This is a genomic window from Gilliamella sp. Nev3-1 (assembly GCF_001690435.1).
GTDB lineage: Bacteria > Pseudomonadota > Gammaproteobacteria > Enterobacterales > Orbaceae > Gilliamella > Gilliamella apicola_C.
Window position 1 is genome coordinate 53,192 of record NZ_LZHN01000044.1, and the last position, 15,931, is coordinate 69,122.

Here is a 15,931-nt window from a genome sequence, read left to right on the forward strand (position 1 = left end):
GTTTTGCAATTTTATTACAAAAAAGTCATTTATCAAAATATTTTATTACTTTTTTTTGATCTTTTTTTAATAGTTTAGAATTTATCAATATAATTCAATCCATTAATTTGTGTTTTTTTGTTAATTTCATTACATTTGATTATATCTTTATGAAAAATAATGATTAAATAACACCCATGTTTTACCTAGCATAATATAAAAAGAGTTAAAAATAATAAGCTAAAAATACTATTTCAATAAAAACTTAAATTTTGGGATTAGGTCTTTATATAATATTTCTGCTCTTTTACAACAGCTATTGTTGTTTTATTGTCCTTCATTATAAATCTCTAAGTTTTCAGGCTCTTTAGATTCTGAAGATTTTTTACTTTCAGTTCTTTTTTGTTCTAATAATGACAAATAGTTATCATCAATCCCTTCAGTAATATATTTTCCATCAAAAACAGAACACTCTAAATGATGAATATTGGGATTTTGCTGTGTAATTGAATCAATTAAATCAGATAAATCTTGAAAAATAAGTTTATCAGCACCAATATCTTTTGCTATTTCATCAACCGTTCGATTATAGGCAATAAGTTCACTGGCAACAGGCATATCGATCCCATAAACATTGGGATGTCTAATTTCTGGTGCAGCAGATGCTAAATAAACTTTTTTGGCACCAACTGAACGCACCATTTCAAGGATTTCTTTTGAGGTTGTGCCACGAACAACAGAATCGTCAACTAATAGTACATTTTTACCTTCAAATTCAATACTATTCGCATTGAGTTTTCTTCTTACTGATAATTTACGTGCGCTTTGTCCTGGCATGATAAAAGTGCGACCAATATAGCGATTTTTAACAAATCCTTGGCGATAAGGTTTGTTTAAAATACGTGCTATTTCAAAAGCCGCATCGCATGATGTTTCGGGGATAGGGATGACAACATCAATATCAATATCCTTCCACTCTCTCGCTATTTTTTGCCCAAGCTTTTGCCCCATCAAAATACGTGATTGATAAACCGATACGCCATTCATTAATGAATCTGGTCTTGCAAAATAAACATATTCGAAAATGCATGGGTAATATTGAGGGTTGTTAGAACATTGTTGAGAATATAATTGGCCATCTTGAGTAATATAGATAGCTTCGCCTGGTTCGACATCGCGCATAAATTCAAAATCAAGAATATCTAATGCGACGCTTTCAGATGCAACCATATATTCGACTTTTTGATTTTCAAGAGTACGTTTGCCTATCACTAAAGGGCGAATCCCATAAGGATCACGAAAAGCAACAAGGCCATGACCAATAATCATCGCAACACAAGCATAGGCGCCTTTAATAATATTATGTACATTATGTATTGCGGTAAAAATATTATCTGCGGTTAGTGGATAAGTTGGGAATTTGTCGAGTTCATGAGCAAAAATATTGAGTAAAACTTCAGAATCAGAATTCGTGTTGATATGCCTTCTTGCTAGCTCAAATACTTTATTGCGTATTTGTTCAGTATTGGTTAAATTTCCATTGTGGGCAAGAGCAATACCATAAGGTGAATTAACATAAAATGGTTGCGCTTCGGATGGACTGGAACTACCTGCTGTTGGATAACGAATATGCCCTATGCCCAAATTACCTTGCAACCGTTGCATATGATGTTCTTGAAACACATCTCTAACTAAGCCATTTGCTTTGCGTAAACGAAAGCGATTTTGATTATCAATAGTCACAATCCCTGCGGCATCTTGCCCTCGGTGCTGCAAAACAGTCAATGCATCGTAGATCGATTGATTAACTGTACTATACCCTACAATACCAACAACACCACACATGCTATAGTTACCTCTATTTGTTGTACTAAAAAAGAAGAAGACTGCTGTATAAAATCAAAAAACCAACGAATAATAAAATGAAAATGTGGAATTAACTGTGATTGCACCCAGTAAGGTGATTGCGATAACGGCGTAAAGGTATCAACTAAAAAGAGTATTGCTGCAACAACCAAAACTCCTCGTAGCACACCAAAACAGATACCTAATATGCGATCAGTGCCAGATAATCCCGTTTTTTGAACTAATTGACCAATAACATAAGACACTATCGCACAAACCAATAGTGTAGTAATAAAAAGGAGAACAATAGCCACAGCAATACGTATTATATCGCTATCAAAATAAGTTAAATAATCGGTAATATAGATATAAAATCGGCTGGAAATAAAAAAAGCTAAGATCCAACTAATTAATGATAATGCTTCTCGTATAAATCCTCGCACAATGCTAATCAATGCCGAGAATGCAATCACTCCGATAATCGTAAAATCAATCCAATTCAACATAATAATTCACAATTTTATATTAATAATATTTTATTTTAATTACTATTTACAACATAAAAAAACGATAGCAACCAATAAAACAGCAATTAATTAGCAACGATCATACCTTTTAATTTTGTTAGGTTATTTAAGTTAATAATGACTTGTTCTGCTTGCTTTTTATTAGCATATGGACCAACCTGTAATTTTATTAATTGATTCGGTTCAGGCTTTTGAGGTATTGTTCTAACGTTATAATTATTTAACCTTAATAATGCAACTAATTCTTCTATTTTTTGCCTATTTTTCAAAGCGGTAAGCTGGATCATATAAGGTTTAAGTTCTTGTTGCGAAGCTGAAGAATTAGCTATCGTTGTTGAAGTATCGATATCATTATCAACAATATCTGGCGAAACAAATGAACTTGGATTTTGCTCTGAGTCAGAGATATAAGGATCCTTTGACATATCATTGGTTAAATTACCATCGAAATCATCTGAGGATTCTACTTCACGGTTTTGCTGAGTAATCACTTCTGGTTGCAAAATAGGTGTTGTCGAAGTTCGTAAGTTGGATTTATCCGTTATAATGGAAGGGATAATTGCTGCGATAATAAGCAATAATGTAGCAAAACCTACAAGGCGATTCCTTACTCTATTTTGGTTTTTGGGGCTAATTTTTTGATTGTTCACCATGTTCAATTTCACTTAATGCTCTGTTTCAGCTAAAACCTCTGATACCGTATGAAATGAGCCACATACCACAATAATATCATCCTCTTTAGCATCTTGTATTGCTGTTTGATAAGCAGTAGAAACCGTATCAAATGTTGATATATTAAGCTCACCTTTACTTAATAAGTGCTGTTTTAATACTGCTGCGCTACAACCTCGCTCACCATAAAGTGAAGCGCAATACCATTTATCGCCTTTTAAAATGGACAACGTACTTTTAATATCTTTATCTTTAAGCATGCCAACAACAAATCTAACTTCACTAATACTTGGATATTCCATTTTTAGTTTTTCCAATTGTTGTGTTAAATAGCTTGCGGCATGTGGATTATGCGCGACATCAAGGATCACAAGAGGCTTTTTCTGAATAATTTGAAAGCGCCCAATCAATTTAGATTTTGCCAAACCTTTAGTTATTTGGTCTTTGGTTATTTTAAGTGGTGAGTAACTTAAAGCAGCAATTGCGGTTGCGGCATTAGCTAAAGGGACATCGGCAATAGGTAGATTGTCATATTGCTTTATTGGTGATTTAAATGCCCAAGCATCTTTGCTAACTTGTTGATAGTGCCAATCGCCATTGACCGCATGGATAGGACAACAGGCTAATTTAGCTGCATTTAAGATAGATTCAGGTATTTCTGGCTCGCCTACAATAGCAATACTTTTCGGCTTGAAAATACCTGCTTTTTCACGTCCGATGCTTTCACGATTTTCCCCTAAATAATCAACATGATCAATGCCAATTGTGGTAACTACGGCTACATCAGCATCAACAATATTAGTTGCATCAAGCCTCCCACCAAGCCCAACTTCTAAGATAACAACATCTAATTTTGCTTGTTTAAATTGATAAAGCGCAGCCAGTGTTGCATATTCAAAATAAGTAAGCGATATATCGTCTCTGGCCTTTTCTATTTCTACAAAGGCTTTTATGGTGTTTTGTTCACTTGACTCTTGATTATTAATACGTACACGTTCTGTAAACCGTAATAAATGAGGTGAGCTATAAACACCAACTTGTAAGTTAGCCTCAAGCAATATCATTTCAAGAGTTCGGCATGTTGTGCCTTTGCCATTAGTGCCTGCAACGGTAAAAACATAAGGTGCAGGTTGCAATAAATTTAGGCGTTGAGCTACCGTTTTGACTCGTTCTAAACCCAAATCAATAGTTGTAGGATGTAATTGCTCTAAATAACAAAGCCATGTACTTAAATCGGACATGGCATTGGGTTGTTTGTTTTGCATACTCAATTAAACTGTCTCGTTTAGAGTAACATCATTAAAAGGATCTGGCAGTTTCATCAGCTTTGTTATTAAACTGGCAATCTTAGGTCGCATATCTTTACGATGAATAATCATATCAATGGCGCCTTTTTCAAGTAAAAACTCACTCCGTTGAAATCCTTCAGGCAATACTTCACGAACAGTTTGTTGGATCACTCGTGGCCCAGCAAAACCAATTAACGCTTTAGGTTCAGCTATATTAATATCGCCTAACATTGCCAAACTTGCCGATACCCCTCCCATTGTGGGGTCGGTCATGACTGAAATATAAGGTAAGCCTTCATCTTGCATTTTGGCAAGAATAGCACTGGTTTTTGCCATTTGCATTAATGAAAATAATGCCTCTTGCATTCGAGCTCCACCGCTTGTTGAAAAACAAATTAACGGGCATTTATCGGCAATAGCTTGTTCTGCTGCACGAGTAAATAATGCACCAACAACAGAGGACATCGATCCACCAATGAAAGAAAACTCAAAACAAGCGACAACGACAGGTGTACCAAACAATGTCCCCTTCATTACCACCATCGCTTCTTTTTCGTGAGTTTCTTTTTGTGCAGCAGTTAAGCGATCCTTATATTTTTTAGTATCTTTGAATTTTAAGATATCTTTAGGCATAAGATCTGTGCCAATTTCGACATCTGAACCATCGTCTAAAAAACGGTATAAGCGCACACGGGCGGGAATATGCATGTGGTGATCGCATTTTGGACAGACTTCTAAATTAAGATCCAGTTCAGCCTGATAAATAACTTGCTCACAGTTACTGCATTTTGTCCAAACCCCACCAGGAATATTCGCCTTTTTATGATCTGACGATATATTATTTTTACTAAGAATTTTTTCAATCCAGCTCATTATGATTCTCTCATTCTGGCACTCTTTACAAATTTCGGAGTATTGTACAATACTTTATACTAATTCTTAATAGTTGTTTTTGTTTTTATCTTATTTTGTAAATAAATTTTGCTAGAAGATATAACCTTTAAAGAAAAATGTGAAACAAAATATGCCATCAAAGCCAAATTAAATGCAATTGATGTGCAAGTAGGCATTTATAGTTAATGTAAAAAATATCATTTATTGCTTAATAAATATAATAAATATGACCAAAAAAAAATATTAGTATATAATTAGTAGAAGTTTATTTTCCATTTTTCAGATAAGGGGTTATAGATGGACAAGGAAAAAGCAAGCGCATCGTCATTTCAAGATGTATTAGAATACATTCGTCTATCACGTCGTTTAAATAAATTAAAGCGTGAAATATCAGACAATGAAAAGAAAATTCGTGATAACCAAAAACGTGTACTCTTACTTGAAAACTTAAGTGAATATATTAAACCTGATATGACTTACGAAGAGCTTCAAGCAATTATTGCGAATATGAAAAGCGATTATGATGATCGTGTTGATGATTATATTATTAAAAATGCCGAAATATCTAAAGAACGCCGTGAAATAAGTAAAAAAATGCGTACTTATCGATCAAATTAATATCTATGTTTTTATAAGTAGCGTCCTTTTTAGTTGTGGACGCTATTTTTATAGCATGAAATTAGCCTCCAGCTAATTTTACTTTGAATCCTTTTTCTTCTAACAATGATTTTAGTAAATCTCGTTTATCACCTTGAATTTCAATAGCACTATCTTTAACTGAACCACCACAACCACAGCGCTTTTTTAATTCAGCAGCTAACTGTAATAATTGTGCATCGTCTATCTCAAATCCAGTAATTACACAAACACCTTTACCTTTACGGCCTGAAGTTTGTCGCTGAATTCGAATAATGCTATCTCCCTTTGGGCGTGAAATAGCTGGCTTTGTCGGTTTAATTCGACCTTGATCGGTTGAATAAATAATCGGGTTGTCAGACATAATTTAATTAACTCTTACTTGTATCAAGTGTGGCCAAAATTGTTTTTAACGCTTTAGCTGGATCTTCGGCTTGAGTAATTGGCCGTCCAATGACTAAGTAATCAGAGCCAGCAGCTTGAGCACGTTGAGGTGTCATAATACGGCGTTGGTCATCAGGGTTACTACCCGCTGGTCTAATACCTGGTGTCACTAATTTAAAGTCACTACCTAAACGCGTTCTAAAACTTTGTACTTCTTTTGCTGAACAAACTACCCCATCAAGTCCACAATTTTTAGCTAGCATAGCTAATTTAGTTGCTTGCTCTAAAGGCGATGCATTAATACCTATTTCTTGTAAATCAGTCGATTCCATGCTGGTTAATACTGTCACAGCGATTAATATTGGCGCATCTTTACCATATGAATAAAGAGCATCTTTAGCTGCTGTCATCATGCGCGCCCCACCACTCGCATGTACATTGGTCATCCATATACCTAAATCAGCCGCAGCAGTTACGGCTTTAGCAACCGTATTTGGGATATCATGAAATTTAAGATCTAAAAAAACATCAAAACCTTTTTGCATAATTTGCTTAATAAATTCGGGACCTGCATGTGTAAAAAGCTCTTTACCTATTTTAAGACGACAATCTTTTGGTTCAACACGATCAATAAAATTCCACGCTGATTTTACATCTGCAAAATCAACAGCAATAATAATAGGTGATGGCATAACTTATTTATTCCTTTTAATCAAAATTTTTAGCTATTTTTTCTAACAAATTCATTCAAATCAGCATAAAAGATACGAGCACTTTCTTTATATCCTTTTAATGTTTGGTGAACTAAATCTGCACGCGCAAGCCCACGTTTTCGCCACTGTTTAATAGAAAACTGACCACCCATTGCCACTTGCCAATCCCAAAATAACGTTTTTTCAGATTTAGCAACTTGCTTTTGAATAGTCATTATCTTTGCAAAAGATTTAGGCATATTTTTTTCATTTGCCATAGTGTCTGGGGGTGTCATTATTAAAATAGCAGCATTAGGCAATGTTTCGCGAATCATTCTGATATTATTCACTAAATTTTTTCGATATTGATTACTGTCTAATGTTTCATCAAAACTTTCATTGGTACCATACGCTAGAATCACTAAATCACTTTGCGATACAGCAAGTTCTTTAAACCAGTTTTTTCCCCACTTTTGCCAAATGGTTTGTTTAGCGCCATTAGTCGCAATGGGTGAAACAACAACACCAGATTGTTGATTGCAAGTTAACCAAATACCACCCAGTTCCATCTCTTTTTGACCTTTGATAACTAAAGGCATTTTAGATAAAACCGATGCAGTTTGCCAAACCTTTGGGGTTGGTGTATAGCTGAAGTTAATTTTATTGTTATTAGCATCATAAAGCGATAGTAGGTTTGAGTTGTTTTTTAGTGTTTTAAAGGTCAATTTAACTTGCCAATTTTTATTGCAAGATCCTCTTGCTGTAATTTGGACAGTAGCAGAGTCTTTAATGGGTTTAGCAATAAAACCACCCATGGGAAAATCAAGATTACTTAAAGTTCGGCTACTTAACATATCCCAATCTCTAGCTCGCCATGTAACCGCTGCATGGCTTTGCCCTTTTATCGCTATAGGCGTTATCCAACCAATACCTGCGTTGCCATACTTTTTTTGCATTAATGTTCTAAATTCACCAGTAAAAAAGTCGGCTGCCACATGTGAATCGCCAAATTGAGTAATATTGATTACTCGGTTAGTTTTTTTATGATCCGCTAATGAGTTCAAATGCACTGCAAATTGTTTAGCGTTAGGATCCCCAAAATCAACAACAGTAGATGTTTTACTTTCAGCTACACTACATCCAGTAATCGTTATTGCAATGATGGCTATAATATATTTTAAAAATTTAATCACTATGGGTATCCTCTAATTCTTTATAAATTATTTTTTCCATAATGGCCTTTGCTAGAATTTTTTGGCCTGTTGGCGTAAAGTGAACACCATCATCAACCCTTACCTTAACTTTTGCTTTATTGCTTTCTACGAAATTACTAAATTTTTGATACGTACATCCCAATAAATCATTTGTCATTAAGAAATGTTGTTGGACTTTTTCTAATTCGGACTGATATAAATTATTTAGATAAACCATCGCATTATTTAATTTTGGTTTGCGCATACAAGGCGCTGCTAGCCAAAGTATTTGAACATCATGCTCTATGGCACTATTTAAAATAGATTCAATACGCAAACGGTAGTGTTCTTCCCACAAGTCGGATTGGAATTTAGCATATTTGACATAGCCTTTAACTGGAAAATCCCAAGGATCATTTGCGCCAAGAAAAACAACAAGCAATTTAATTGAAGGATCTGCAATTAGATTATCACTAATGGTTTTTGGCCAATCAAAAGCACTCGGATAAGCAAGCCCTGTGCTCTGTTTGCTCAAATCAAGGCTTTCTATTTTATACTGCCTGAATAGCATTTTTTTAACATATGGTGCAACACCTTGCATTAAAGAATCACCAGCAAAAAACACCTTATCATTGCTTGTTAATATAATGGGTTGTGGCTCAACTGGTACCGTATCTTTTTGTGCTTTTTGATTTTCATCTTGCTGTGCTAGGTCTGTTTCGGACACATTGTCAGTATTGACTCTTTGTCCGCTTTCAAGTTTTGTATTTTTTAAAGCATCAATTGTTTTATTTTCAGTATCTTTCACCGCAACATCAAGCAACTGAGAAAACGGAGGAAGTATTTTTATTGATATATATTTTTGAAAATCTTGTTCGTCATCTTTGCTTGTTTCAAGTTCTTGTATCAAACTTTCTTGGTTTGCAAGCGTATTACTATTCAACAAATCGGTATGATACACTTGCTCGCAATAAATCAATATTGATTTGTAGTAAATGGCTATTAACGCAATAGCGGTAACAAACATTATCAAAAATACATAACGAGTAGGCAAAAGATTGCTAGTAACAACAAGAGGTGAATTTGTTTTCTTATTTTTTTTACAATCTTTTTTAAGCGTATTTTTATGTTGTGATTTATTACGTTGCCGTTTCAAATTCGGTTTGGATTTTTTATTATTTTTTGAAAACGATTTTTTATATATTTTCATAATTAAGCATCATTAAAAATTAGCGTAAATAAAGTTTGGCATTCCTGATGGTGCAATATAAATCGTCAGCCATAAAATCAAAATAAAAACTAAAGGTAAATAGTAATTCGGTATTTTAGTCAACTGTAAAATAAACCACTCAGTCAAATTTTTACACATTGGGTAGGCAAGGTAGATGACACAAATAACCAAAAACGCCCCAGCATGATGCGGTTCTATCAATAAGTTATGAGTTAATGCTGTCAAATAATCTACAGCATCAGATAAACTTTCACTATTAAAAAACAGCCATGTAAAACAAATATAGTGCCATGTTAATAACCGTGCCATCAGTGGCGAACGCGCGGTTATCCAACCTTGCCCCAGATAACGGTCGCCAATATTAAGTACCACAATACCAATACCATGACATGCCCCCCAAATAATAAAATTAATGCCAGCACCATGCCACAATCCCGATAATAACATGGCTAACATGACATTAATTTGAGTGCGTATAAATCCTCGACGGCTTCCGCCTAAAGGAATATAAATATAGTCACGAATCCAACGTGATAAACTAATATGCCAACGTACCCAAAACTCTCTCAAATTTAATGACAAATAAGGAAGATTAAAGTTGATTGGTAAGCGAAAACCTAATAATAAAGCAATGCCAGTAACTAAATCGGTATATCCAGAAAAGTTTAAATAAATTTGTATTGCATACGCATAAAGGCCAACTAATAAATCAACCACACTAAATTCTAGTGGGTTAGCAAATATAGGTGTAACCCAATGCTCATTAACTAAACCACCTAAACAGTAAACTTTTATCACAGCTAAGATAAGTAGCGTAAAAGCGCGAAATGGCTCTAAAATTTCACGAGGTTGATTAACATTAATTTGAGGTAGAAAGTCTTTAGCTCGGTTAATAGGGCCAGCAATAATACTTGGAAAAAAGGACAAAAATAAGGCAAAATCCCAAAAATTAGCAACAGGCAACTCCTGCTTTTTTACTGAAACTAAATAACTTATTGAATGAAAGGTGTAAAATGAGATCCCAATAGGGATTAATACCGTGATAGCGGGAAGCAAAATCGGCAAATCTAATAAATTAAACAGATCTTGTAACTCGTAACGGAAAAAATCAAAATATTTAAATAATGCTAGATTAATTACAGATACACATAACCCTAAAATTAACCATCGCTTTGCATGACGTTCTGATGCTGCGATCATCACAGAAAAAAAATAGATCACACAGGTATAAATAAAAAGGATAAGTGAAAATCGCCAACTGTAACTACCAACAATCAGGTAACTTACAACTAAAAGCAGAATATTTTGTGTTTTGGGTGATAAGCGACAACCCCAATACAAGGCAAAAAAAGCGATAAAAAGTAAACAAAATTCAATAGATAAATAACTCACTACGATCCTTTTAGCTTAAATGTGTGCTTTTTTGAAGCATTAATAAAATTTTTATAAACAGCTTAGCTTTTTGCCTCGCTAATTAATTCGGATTGAGCAAGTACATTATAAATAATCAGTTCCTTATTCAATCCTGTAATAGTCAATAACTGATTTCTTGCTTGTAACCATAAATGATAAAGAGCAGAAAGCTTTTCATTATTTTGAGTCGCAAGTAATCGAACTAACGGGACTTGATCACGATTAACAATAAAGCGCCCCGCTTTTTGCTTCGCTTTAAGCGCATCGCTTAATAAAGCGCAAAACCAAATAATTCGTTCAATAAAATCTTCATTATCAAAGGTCTTTGCTAATTGCCAATAATTATTTTGAGGAATAACCTCTAATAATTGGCTACAAAACACGTTTCTTTGTTGCCACTTTTCTGGTGCTAATAGTGCGATAGCTCTTAGTGGCGCATTTTCGCTCAATAATAACGCCGAAGCAAGCTCATTATCACTGTATTGTTGATCATGTTTGTTTTTTAACCACTCAATAGATTGTTCTAACTTTGGAGTTGGTAAAAAATAAGAAAAACAACGGCTATGAATCGTAGGCAATAATTGGCTATTATGCTCATCACTTAAAATAAAATATGTACTGTCTGGCGGTTCTTCTAACGTTTTTAGTAGTGCATTAGCCGCTGCTTCAGTCATTAAAGTGGCATGTTTAATCCAAATAACTTTATTACCACCTTGTTGGGATTTTTCGTAAATCTTGCTAGATATATTACGTATTTGATCAATACCTATTGATTGCTTACCTTGTTCATTAGTTATCGCATAATAATCAGGGTGATGATGAGACAAAAACAATTGGCAACTGTGACATTTAAAGCACGGCTCCAATTGCTGTGAATTTTGGCATAACAAACGGTTGACAAGATTTTCAATAAATTCATTTTCACCGCTACCTTGGACATAATTAATTAATAGCGCATGATGAGCGCGCTTATGCATAATACCAAAAGCCAATTGCTGATAAGGTAGCAAAAGCCAAGGATAATCACTTAACATCATTAAATATTAACCTGTTTTGTTAACCAATCTATTAAAATTTGTTCAATTTGCTCAGCTACATTGTCAATTGATTTTGTAGCGTCAACCACCCTAATCGTTTCATCTTGTTTAGCTAGTTCTAAATAGCGTTGATGAACTCGCTTAAAAAAAGGTAGCGACTGTTGTTCAATACGATCGAGATCGCCTCGAGATCTTGCTCGCCGCAAACCACTTTCAGGATCAATATCCAAATACAAAGTCAAATCGGGTTTAAAATCACCTAATACTTGTTCCTTTAGTGTCATCATAAAAACTTTATCTAACTGACGCCCTCCACCTTGATAAGCTTGCGTGGATAAATCATGACGATCGCCAATAACCCATTTACCCGCATGCAGTGCTGGTTTAATCACATTGTCAATCAACTGAATACGTGCGGCATATAGCATAAGTAATTCGGCTTTATCAGTCAAAGGCTCATTATCTAAACCATTTTTAATAATATTACGTAAAGCTTCAGCTATCGGCGTTCCACCTGGCTCACGTGTAAATTGCAAATCACCAATATCGTGTTGATTCAAAATGCGAGCAACAGTATTAATAGCCGTTGTTTTACCAGCCCCTTCAAGCCCTTCAATGGCAATAAATTTGCCTGTCATACTAATTTCCTAAATTATTTATAATATTTATATGCCATTATATTGTACGCCATTTTTGCTAATTATTTTAGACAGCATTATTAATAATTTCTTTTAGTTTTACAGTAAATATTATAATAACAACTATATTGTTAAACTTTCCGTTAATTGTAAGCTATTTATAATAAAGAGAATATTAAACTTATAATTAATACAATAACAACCAACCTATAGATATTTAATGTAGAAATAAAAATCATTCAGAAAAACCATTGATTTTATTGAAGTTTTTATTTTATTTAAATTTCTATAAAATAAATGAAACATATAACAAATACAGCTTTACCTCTGTGGGTACAAGGAACACAGCTTCAGAGGCTTTCTGAGTTAATTTCTCAACGGTTTATCCCTGTACCTACAGGGAACACATTAAGTCGCTCTCGTGCTGTTTGATAGCGTTCGGTTTATCCCTGTACCTACAGGGAACACTTTCGCCATCATGAACGGGGATAACATCGAAATCGGTTTATCCCTGTACCTACAGGGAACACATCTACATTTCTTATTGGTATTTTTATAAATACGGTATATCCCTGTACATACAGGGAACACGATTGATGGCTCGGTTACGTGCTAACGCTATTTGGTATATCCCTGTACATACAGGGAACACACATAGACGTAGTCGGGGAATGAGCCTATAAGCGGTATATCCCTGTACATACAGGGAACACACACACCGCCCCCACTTCGTGAGGGATAAAGGCGGTATATCCCTGTACATACAGGGAACACTCTAAATATAGATATTTGTTTTATTTAAACTTATATCTGCTATTAAATCCTACCAAATTTTTCTAATTTTTAAAGAAAATTAACTTATTGATTTTTAATAGGTAAAAATGATACTAAGCGTAGCCCATCAAGATCTACCGGAACTCTTCTATTTGTACCATAGGTTTGAAAATCAAATCCTGATTCAGTATTAGTTGCCCAAGCAAGGACAACATTACCGTCTTCTGCAAATTTAATAATTTGTTGCCATATCATTTCTCTTATCGGTCTTGATATATCACCAATATAAACCCCAGCCCTAATTTCAAGTAACCAAATGGCTAAACGGCCTCGTAATCGAGCCGGAACATTTTCAGTTACAACAACACACATGCTCATTATTAGCGACTCCTAAAACCGCTATCGGCAAGAGATTGAGGTTCGGGAATAGCGGGGGGTTGAACATTGTCTGGAGGTGGCGGTGGTTCAATGCCACCGGCTGATAAAACTTCTTCAATAAGAGGAATTAATGTTGCTAATGTTTTCTGGCTTCTAAAAATTTCGCGACACGCAATTCTAACTTCGCGATCAGGATCGCTCTTGTTCTTTGCGGCGATTTCGAAAGCTTTGGGAACGACAGTATCAAATTTAATAATATCAGCAATATCATAAACAAATGATAGTGGCTTGCCACTATGTACAAAACCAATTGCCGGAGCATAACCTGCTGCCAAGACAGCGGCTTCCGTAATGCCATATAAGCAAGAGGTGGCTGCACTTATACATTGATTAATGGTATCGCCTTTTTGCCAATCTTTGGGATCATACTTTCGCCCATGCCATTTTACGTTATAACGTTTAGCCAATAAAGAATAGGTTTCTCGCACTCGTGCGCCTTCAATTCCTCGTAATTGTTCAATCGAACGACGACTGGGTGCAAGTTCACCAAATCGCAATTCAAACATCTTTTTAACCACTTTTAAACGTAAATTATCATCTAAAGCCAATTTAGCTTGATAAAGCAGTTTGTCAGATCTTGCTCCACCGGGTTGACCTGACGAATACATTCTTACGCCAGCTTCACCGACCCAAACAAGCAAGGTTCCGACCGTTGCTGCTAACTTGACTGCGGCATGTGAAACCCTAGTTCCAGGCTCAAGCATTATGCATGCTATAGAGCCTACTGGAATATGTGTTCTAATACCTGTTTGATCAATTAATACAAATGCCCCATCTAAAACATCAATTTGTCCATATTGTAAAAAAATCATTGAGGTTCTATTTTTTAAAGGAATAGGATTAAGAGGAACATAAACCATAGCACCCCATCCTATTGATAATGTTTTATCAAGAATAAGCCACAACCAAATCCTTTACTTTTACCAATACCTCGATAAATTGTGTTTAAAAACAATTCTGCATCCGTCACCGTTAACACCCCTTGATAATCAACAGTACTATAAGTAATCGGTTTGAGATCACTTCTTTTACTAAATTGCTGTTGGTTATAACTAATTACAGTGCAATGTACTTGTTGATCATCCGTTGTTAATAATGAAAATCCTCTGGTTTCACTCTGTTTTATTAACCAGTTGATTGCTGCATCAATTTGTCGGATTTTTATCTCTTTTGAACTTAAACCTTGTTGTTTTGCTAGATATTTAGCATTCATCATTACATCACTACGTTTACCATTTTTAAATACCACAGGATTAGCTCGTAAGGAAAAAATCAATCTCATTCCAACAGTTAATTTGGGTTGATATGGTTTAGTTTCTATTGAAAATAAATCATGATTTGAGAGTGGCTCGGTTTCCGATAATAAATAGTATTGATAACCTTTACCTATTTGTTCCTCATGGAATAAAAAGGCGCGTTTATCTTGATTAGGGAAGAGTTGCCATAACCATTGATGAATTGCATAAGGTCCTGAATTTTGCATTTTCTGATGTAAAACATCATGAAACCGATTCAGTTTTAAAGTAACTCGAGAAAAATACATCTATTCACTCCCTTTCAAATGGCCTGAAAACTGCTGACGGTTAATAAATTGCCATCGATGACGATTTATTGGTTGATCTTGTCGGCACTGAATTTTAATGACATCAAATCGATCTTCTTGATTATTCTGTTCCCAATAATATTCATCCGCAGTGCCTTGTAATAATTTATTGATAACAGGATCTTGACGATGGCAATCTTGGTAATGTTTATCGGCAAAAATAAAAGCATCGCTCAATGTGCCTTGGCACAAGATAGGCGATAATGGCAGTGATAATGGTGAGTTTTTTCTGCCTGCATATAATGGAAAAACGGGCTCAAGTAATGCTTGTTGTATTTGCTCTAAACGATAGGGCGCCTTGTCGGTTTCAGACATGACAATTTGATAATAAACGTCATTATAATATTCACGCTGTGATAATAAGGTTTCTAGCTCAAGAGGGCTTTTTCGTATTTCGTCAAAACGGGTATGCCATACTTGCTTTTTGTTCGCTTTAGGTGCTTGTACCGTTTGAAAATCTCTAAACCAACTATTATTAGCAATAAAAGGACGAATAGCAAAATGATAATGCAAATTAAAGTTATCAATTTGTTTATCATCACGCCTTATACCAAGTGCGGCAGCCACTATTCCTAATAAAGCCGAACGTGAAGGGATGATATTGCTGTGGCGAACTTCACCAACAGCCGGTTCGCCCCATGAGGTAAAAGGGGCATAAATCTGAAAAATAAGATGGTTTATCATCT

The 15,931-nt window shown here is 34.9% G+C and carries 17 protein-coding genes and 1 CRISPR repeat array; of the genes, 1 reads left to right on the forward strand and 16 read right to left on the reverse strand.

Annotation, left to right across the window (positions count from 1 at the left end; genetic code table 11):
* Nucleotides 1-306 precede the first annotated feature (306 nt).
* From purF to accD, 5 genes are all read right to left on the reverse strand, one after another.
* Nucleotides 307-1,824, reverse strand: coding sequence for an amidophosphoribosyltransferase (purF, locus tag A9G40_RS07420; protein WP_065582525.1), 1,518 nt, complete (start codon nucleotides 1,822-1,824; stop codon nucleotides 307-309).
* Nucleotides 1,800-2,330, reverse strand: a complete 531-nt coding sequence (locus A9G40_RS07425; RefSeq protein ID WP_218057974.1) for a CvpA family protein — start codon at nucleotides 2,328-2,330, stop codon at nucleotides 1,800-1,802. The genes purF and A9G40_RS07425 overlap by 25 nt, the downstream gene beginning before the upstream one ends.
* Before the next feature lie 86 nt (nucleotides 2,331-2,416).
* Entirely contained in the window at nucleotides 2,417-3,004 is a 588-nt protein-coding gene (locus A9G40_RS07430; RefSeq protein ID WP_065582526.1) for an SPOR domain-containing protein, read from the reverse strand.
* 12 nt (nucleotides 3,005-3,016) lie between these two features.
* Nucleotides 3,017-4,288, reverse strand: a complete 1,272-nt coding sequence (folC, locus tag A9G40_RS07435) for a bifunctional tetrahydrofolate synthase/dihydrofolate synthase (RefSeq protein WP_065582553.1) — start codon at nucleotides 4,286-4,288, stop codon at nucleotides 3,017-3,019.
* A gap of 6 nt (nucleotides 4,289-4,294) precedes the next feature.
* Nucleotides 4,295-5,185: an acetyl-CoA carboxylase, carboxyltransferase subunit beta gene (accD, locus tag A9G40_RS07440; protein WP_065582527.1), complete on the reverse strand. Its 891-nt coding sequence runs from the start codon at nucleotides 5,183-5,185 to the stop codon at nucleotides 4,295-4,297.
* Nucleotides 5,186-5,503: 318 nt separating this feature from the next.
* Between accD and tmaR the strand changes: the two genes are divergently transcribed.
* Nucleotides 5,504-5,824 (forward strand): PTS system regulator TmaR, encoded by a 321-nt coding sequence (tmaR, locus tag A9G40_RS07445; RefSeq protein WP_065566879.1) that lies wholly within the window; start codon nucleotides 5,504-5,506, stop codon nucleotides 5,822-5,824.
* 61 nt (nucleotides 5,825-5,885) lie between these two features.
* On the opposite strand, the gene yciH is transcribed toward tmaR, so the two are convergent.
* The 11 genes from yciH to cas5e form a co-directional block, all read right to left on the reverse strand.
* A complete protein-coding gene (gene yciH, locus A9G40_RS07450) occupies nucleotides 5,886-6,206 on the reverse strand; it encodes a stress response translation initiation inhibitor YciH (protein ID WP_065582528.1) in 321 nt (106 codons plus the stop codon).
* Nucleotides 6,207-6,213: 7 nt separating this feature from the next.
* On the reverse strand, nucleotides 6,214-6,918 hold the full coding sequence (gene pyrF / locus A9G40_RS07455) for an orotidine-5'-phosphate decarboxylase (protein WP_065579681.1): 705 nt from the start codon (nucleotides 6,916-6,918) through the stop codon (nucleotides 6,214-6,216).
* A gap of 29 nt (nucleotides 6,919-6,947) precedes the next feature.
* Entirely contained in the window at nucleotides 6,948-8,111 is a 1,164-nt protein-coding gene (locus A9G40_RS07460) for a GDSL-type esterase/lipase family protein (RefSeq protein WP_065582529.1), read from the reverse strand.
* Entirely contained in the window at nucleotides 8,104-9,054 is a 951-nt protein-coding gene (locus A9G40_RS07465) for an SGNH/GDSL hydrolase family protein (protein WP_176700451.1), read from the reverse strand. Before A9G40_RS07465 ends, A9G40_RS07460 begins: the two co-directional genes overlap by 8 nt.
* A gap of 279 nt (nucleotides 9,055-9,333) precedes the next feature.
* A complete protein-coding gene (locus A9G40_RS07470) occupies nucleotides 9,334-10,734 on the reverse strand; it encodes an MBOAT family O-acyltransferase (RefSeq protein ID WP_065582531.1) in 1,401 nt (466 codons plus the stop codon).
* 62 nt (nucleotides 10,735-10,796) lie between these two features.
* Nucleotides 10,797-11,792, reverse strand: a complete 996-nt coding sequence (gene holB, locus A9G40_RS07475) for a DNA polymerase III subunit delta' (protein ID WP_081302188.1) — start codon at nucleotides 11,790-11,792, stop codon at nucleotides 10,797-10,799.
* Nucleotides 11,792-12,430 (reverse strand): dTMP kinase, encoded by a 639-nt coding sequence (gene tmk, locus A9G40_RS07480; protein ID WP_065582532.1) that lies wholly within the window; start codon nucleotides 12,428-12,430, stop codon nucleotides 11,792-11,794. The genes holB and tmk overlap by 1 nt, the downstream gene beginning before the upstream one ends.
* Nucleotides 12,431-12,809: 379 nt before the next feature.
* Nucleotides 12,810-13,204: direct repeats of the CRISPR family, unit length 28 nt; unit sequence GGTATATCCCTGTACATACAGGGAACAC.
* Between the two features lie 84 nt (nucleotides 13,205-13,288).
* The gene (gene cas2e / locus A9G40_RS07485; RefSeq protein ID WP_065582533.1) at nucleotides 13,289-13,582 is read right to left on the reverse strand and encodes a type I-E CRISPR-associated endoribonuclease Cas2e; all 294 of its coding nucleotides are present in this window, start codon (nucleotides 13,580-13,582) and stop codon (nucleotides 13,289-13,291) included.
* Between the two features lie 2 nt (nucleotides 13,583-13,584).
* Complete coding sequence (gene cas1e / locus A9G40_RS07490) at nucleotides 13,585-14,502, reverse strand: type I-E CRISPR-associated endonuclease Cas1e (RefSeq protein ID WP_065566910.1); 918 nt, start codon at nucleotides 14,500-14,502, stop codon at nucleotides 13,585-13,587.
* An 11-nt stretch (nucleotides 14,503-14,513) separates the two neighbouring features.
* Nucleotides 14,514-15,185: a type I-E CRISPR-associated protein Cas6/Cse3/CasE gene (gene cas6e, locus A9G40_RS07495; RefSeq protein WP_065582534.1), complete on the reverse strand. Its 672-nt coding sequence runs from the start codon at nucleotides 15,183-15,185 to the stop codon at nucleotides 14,514-14,516.
* Nucleotides 15,186-15,929 (reverse strand): type I-E CRISPR-associated protein Cas5/CasD, encoded by a 744-nt coding sequence (cas5e, locus tag A9G40_RS07500; RefSeq protein ID WP_065582535.1) that lies wholly within the window; start codon nucleotides 15,927-15,929, stop codon nucleotides 15,186-15,188.
* Nucleotides 15,930-15,931: the final 2 nt, after the last annotated feature.

What these genes read in the sequence shown, in the direction of transcription:
- purF (WP_065582525.1), bottom strand. Translation starts at nt 1,824, where the DNA reads ATGTGTGGTGTTGTTGGTATTGTAGGGTATAGTACAGTTAATCAATCG.
- A9G40_RS07425 (WP_218057974.1), bottom strand. Translation starts at nt 2,330, where the DNA reads ATGTTGAATTGGATTGATTTTACGATTATCGGAGTGATTGCATTCTCG.
- A9G40_RS07430 (WP_065582526.1), bottom strand. Translation starts at nt 3,004, where the DNA reads ATGGTGAACAATCAAAAAATTAGCCCCAAAAACCAAAATAGAGTAAGG.
- folC (WP_065582553.1), bottom strand. Translation starts at nt 4,288, where the DNA reads ATGCAAAACAAACAACCCAATGCCATGTCCGATTTAAGTACATGGCTT.
- accD (WP_065582527.1), bottom strand. Translation starts at nt 5,185, where the DNA reads ATGAGCTGGATTGAAAAAATTCTTAGTAAAAATAATATATCGTCAGAT.
- tmaR (WP_065566879.1), top strand. Translation starts at nt 5,504, where the DNA reads ATGGACAAGGAAAAAGCAAGCGCATCGTCATTTCAAGATGTATTAGAA.
- yciH (WP_065582528.1), bottom strand. Translation starts at nt 6,206, where the DNA reads ATGTCTGACAACCCGATTATTTATTCAACCGATCAAGGTCGAATTAAA.
- pyrF (WP_065579681.1), bottom strand. Translation starts at nt 6,918, where the DNA reads ATGCCATCACCTATTATTATTGCTGTTGATTTTGCAGATGTAAAATCA.
- holB (WP_081302188.1), bottom strand. Translation starts at nt 11,792, where the DNA reads ATGATGTTAAGTGATTATCCTTGGCTTTTGCTACCTTATCAGCAATTG.
- tmk (WP_065582532.1), bottom strand. Translation starts at nt 12,430, where the DNA reads ATGACAGGCAAATTTATTGCCATTGAAGGGCTTGAAGGGGCTGGTAAA.
- cas2e (WP_065582533.1), bottom strand. Translation starts at nt 13,582, where the DNA reads ATGAGCATGTGTGTTGTTGTAACTGAAAATGTTCCGGCTCGATTACGA.
- cas1e (WP_065566910.1), bottom strand. Translation starts at nt 14,502, where the DNA reads ATGGTTTATGTTCCTCTTAATCCTATTCCTTTAAAAAATAGAACCTCA.
- cas6e (WP_065582534.1), bottom strand. Translation starts at nt 15,185, where the DNA reads ATGTATTTTTCTCGAGTTACTTTAAAACTGAATCGGTTTCATGATGTT.
- cas5e (WP_065582535.1), bottom strand. Translation starts at nt 15,929, where the DNA reads ATGATAAACCATCTTATTTTTCAGATTTATGCCCCTTTTACCTCATGG.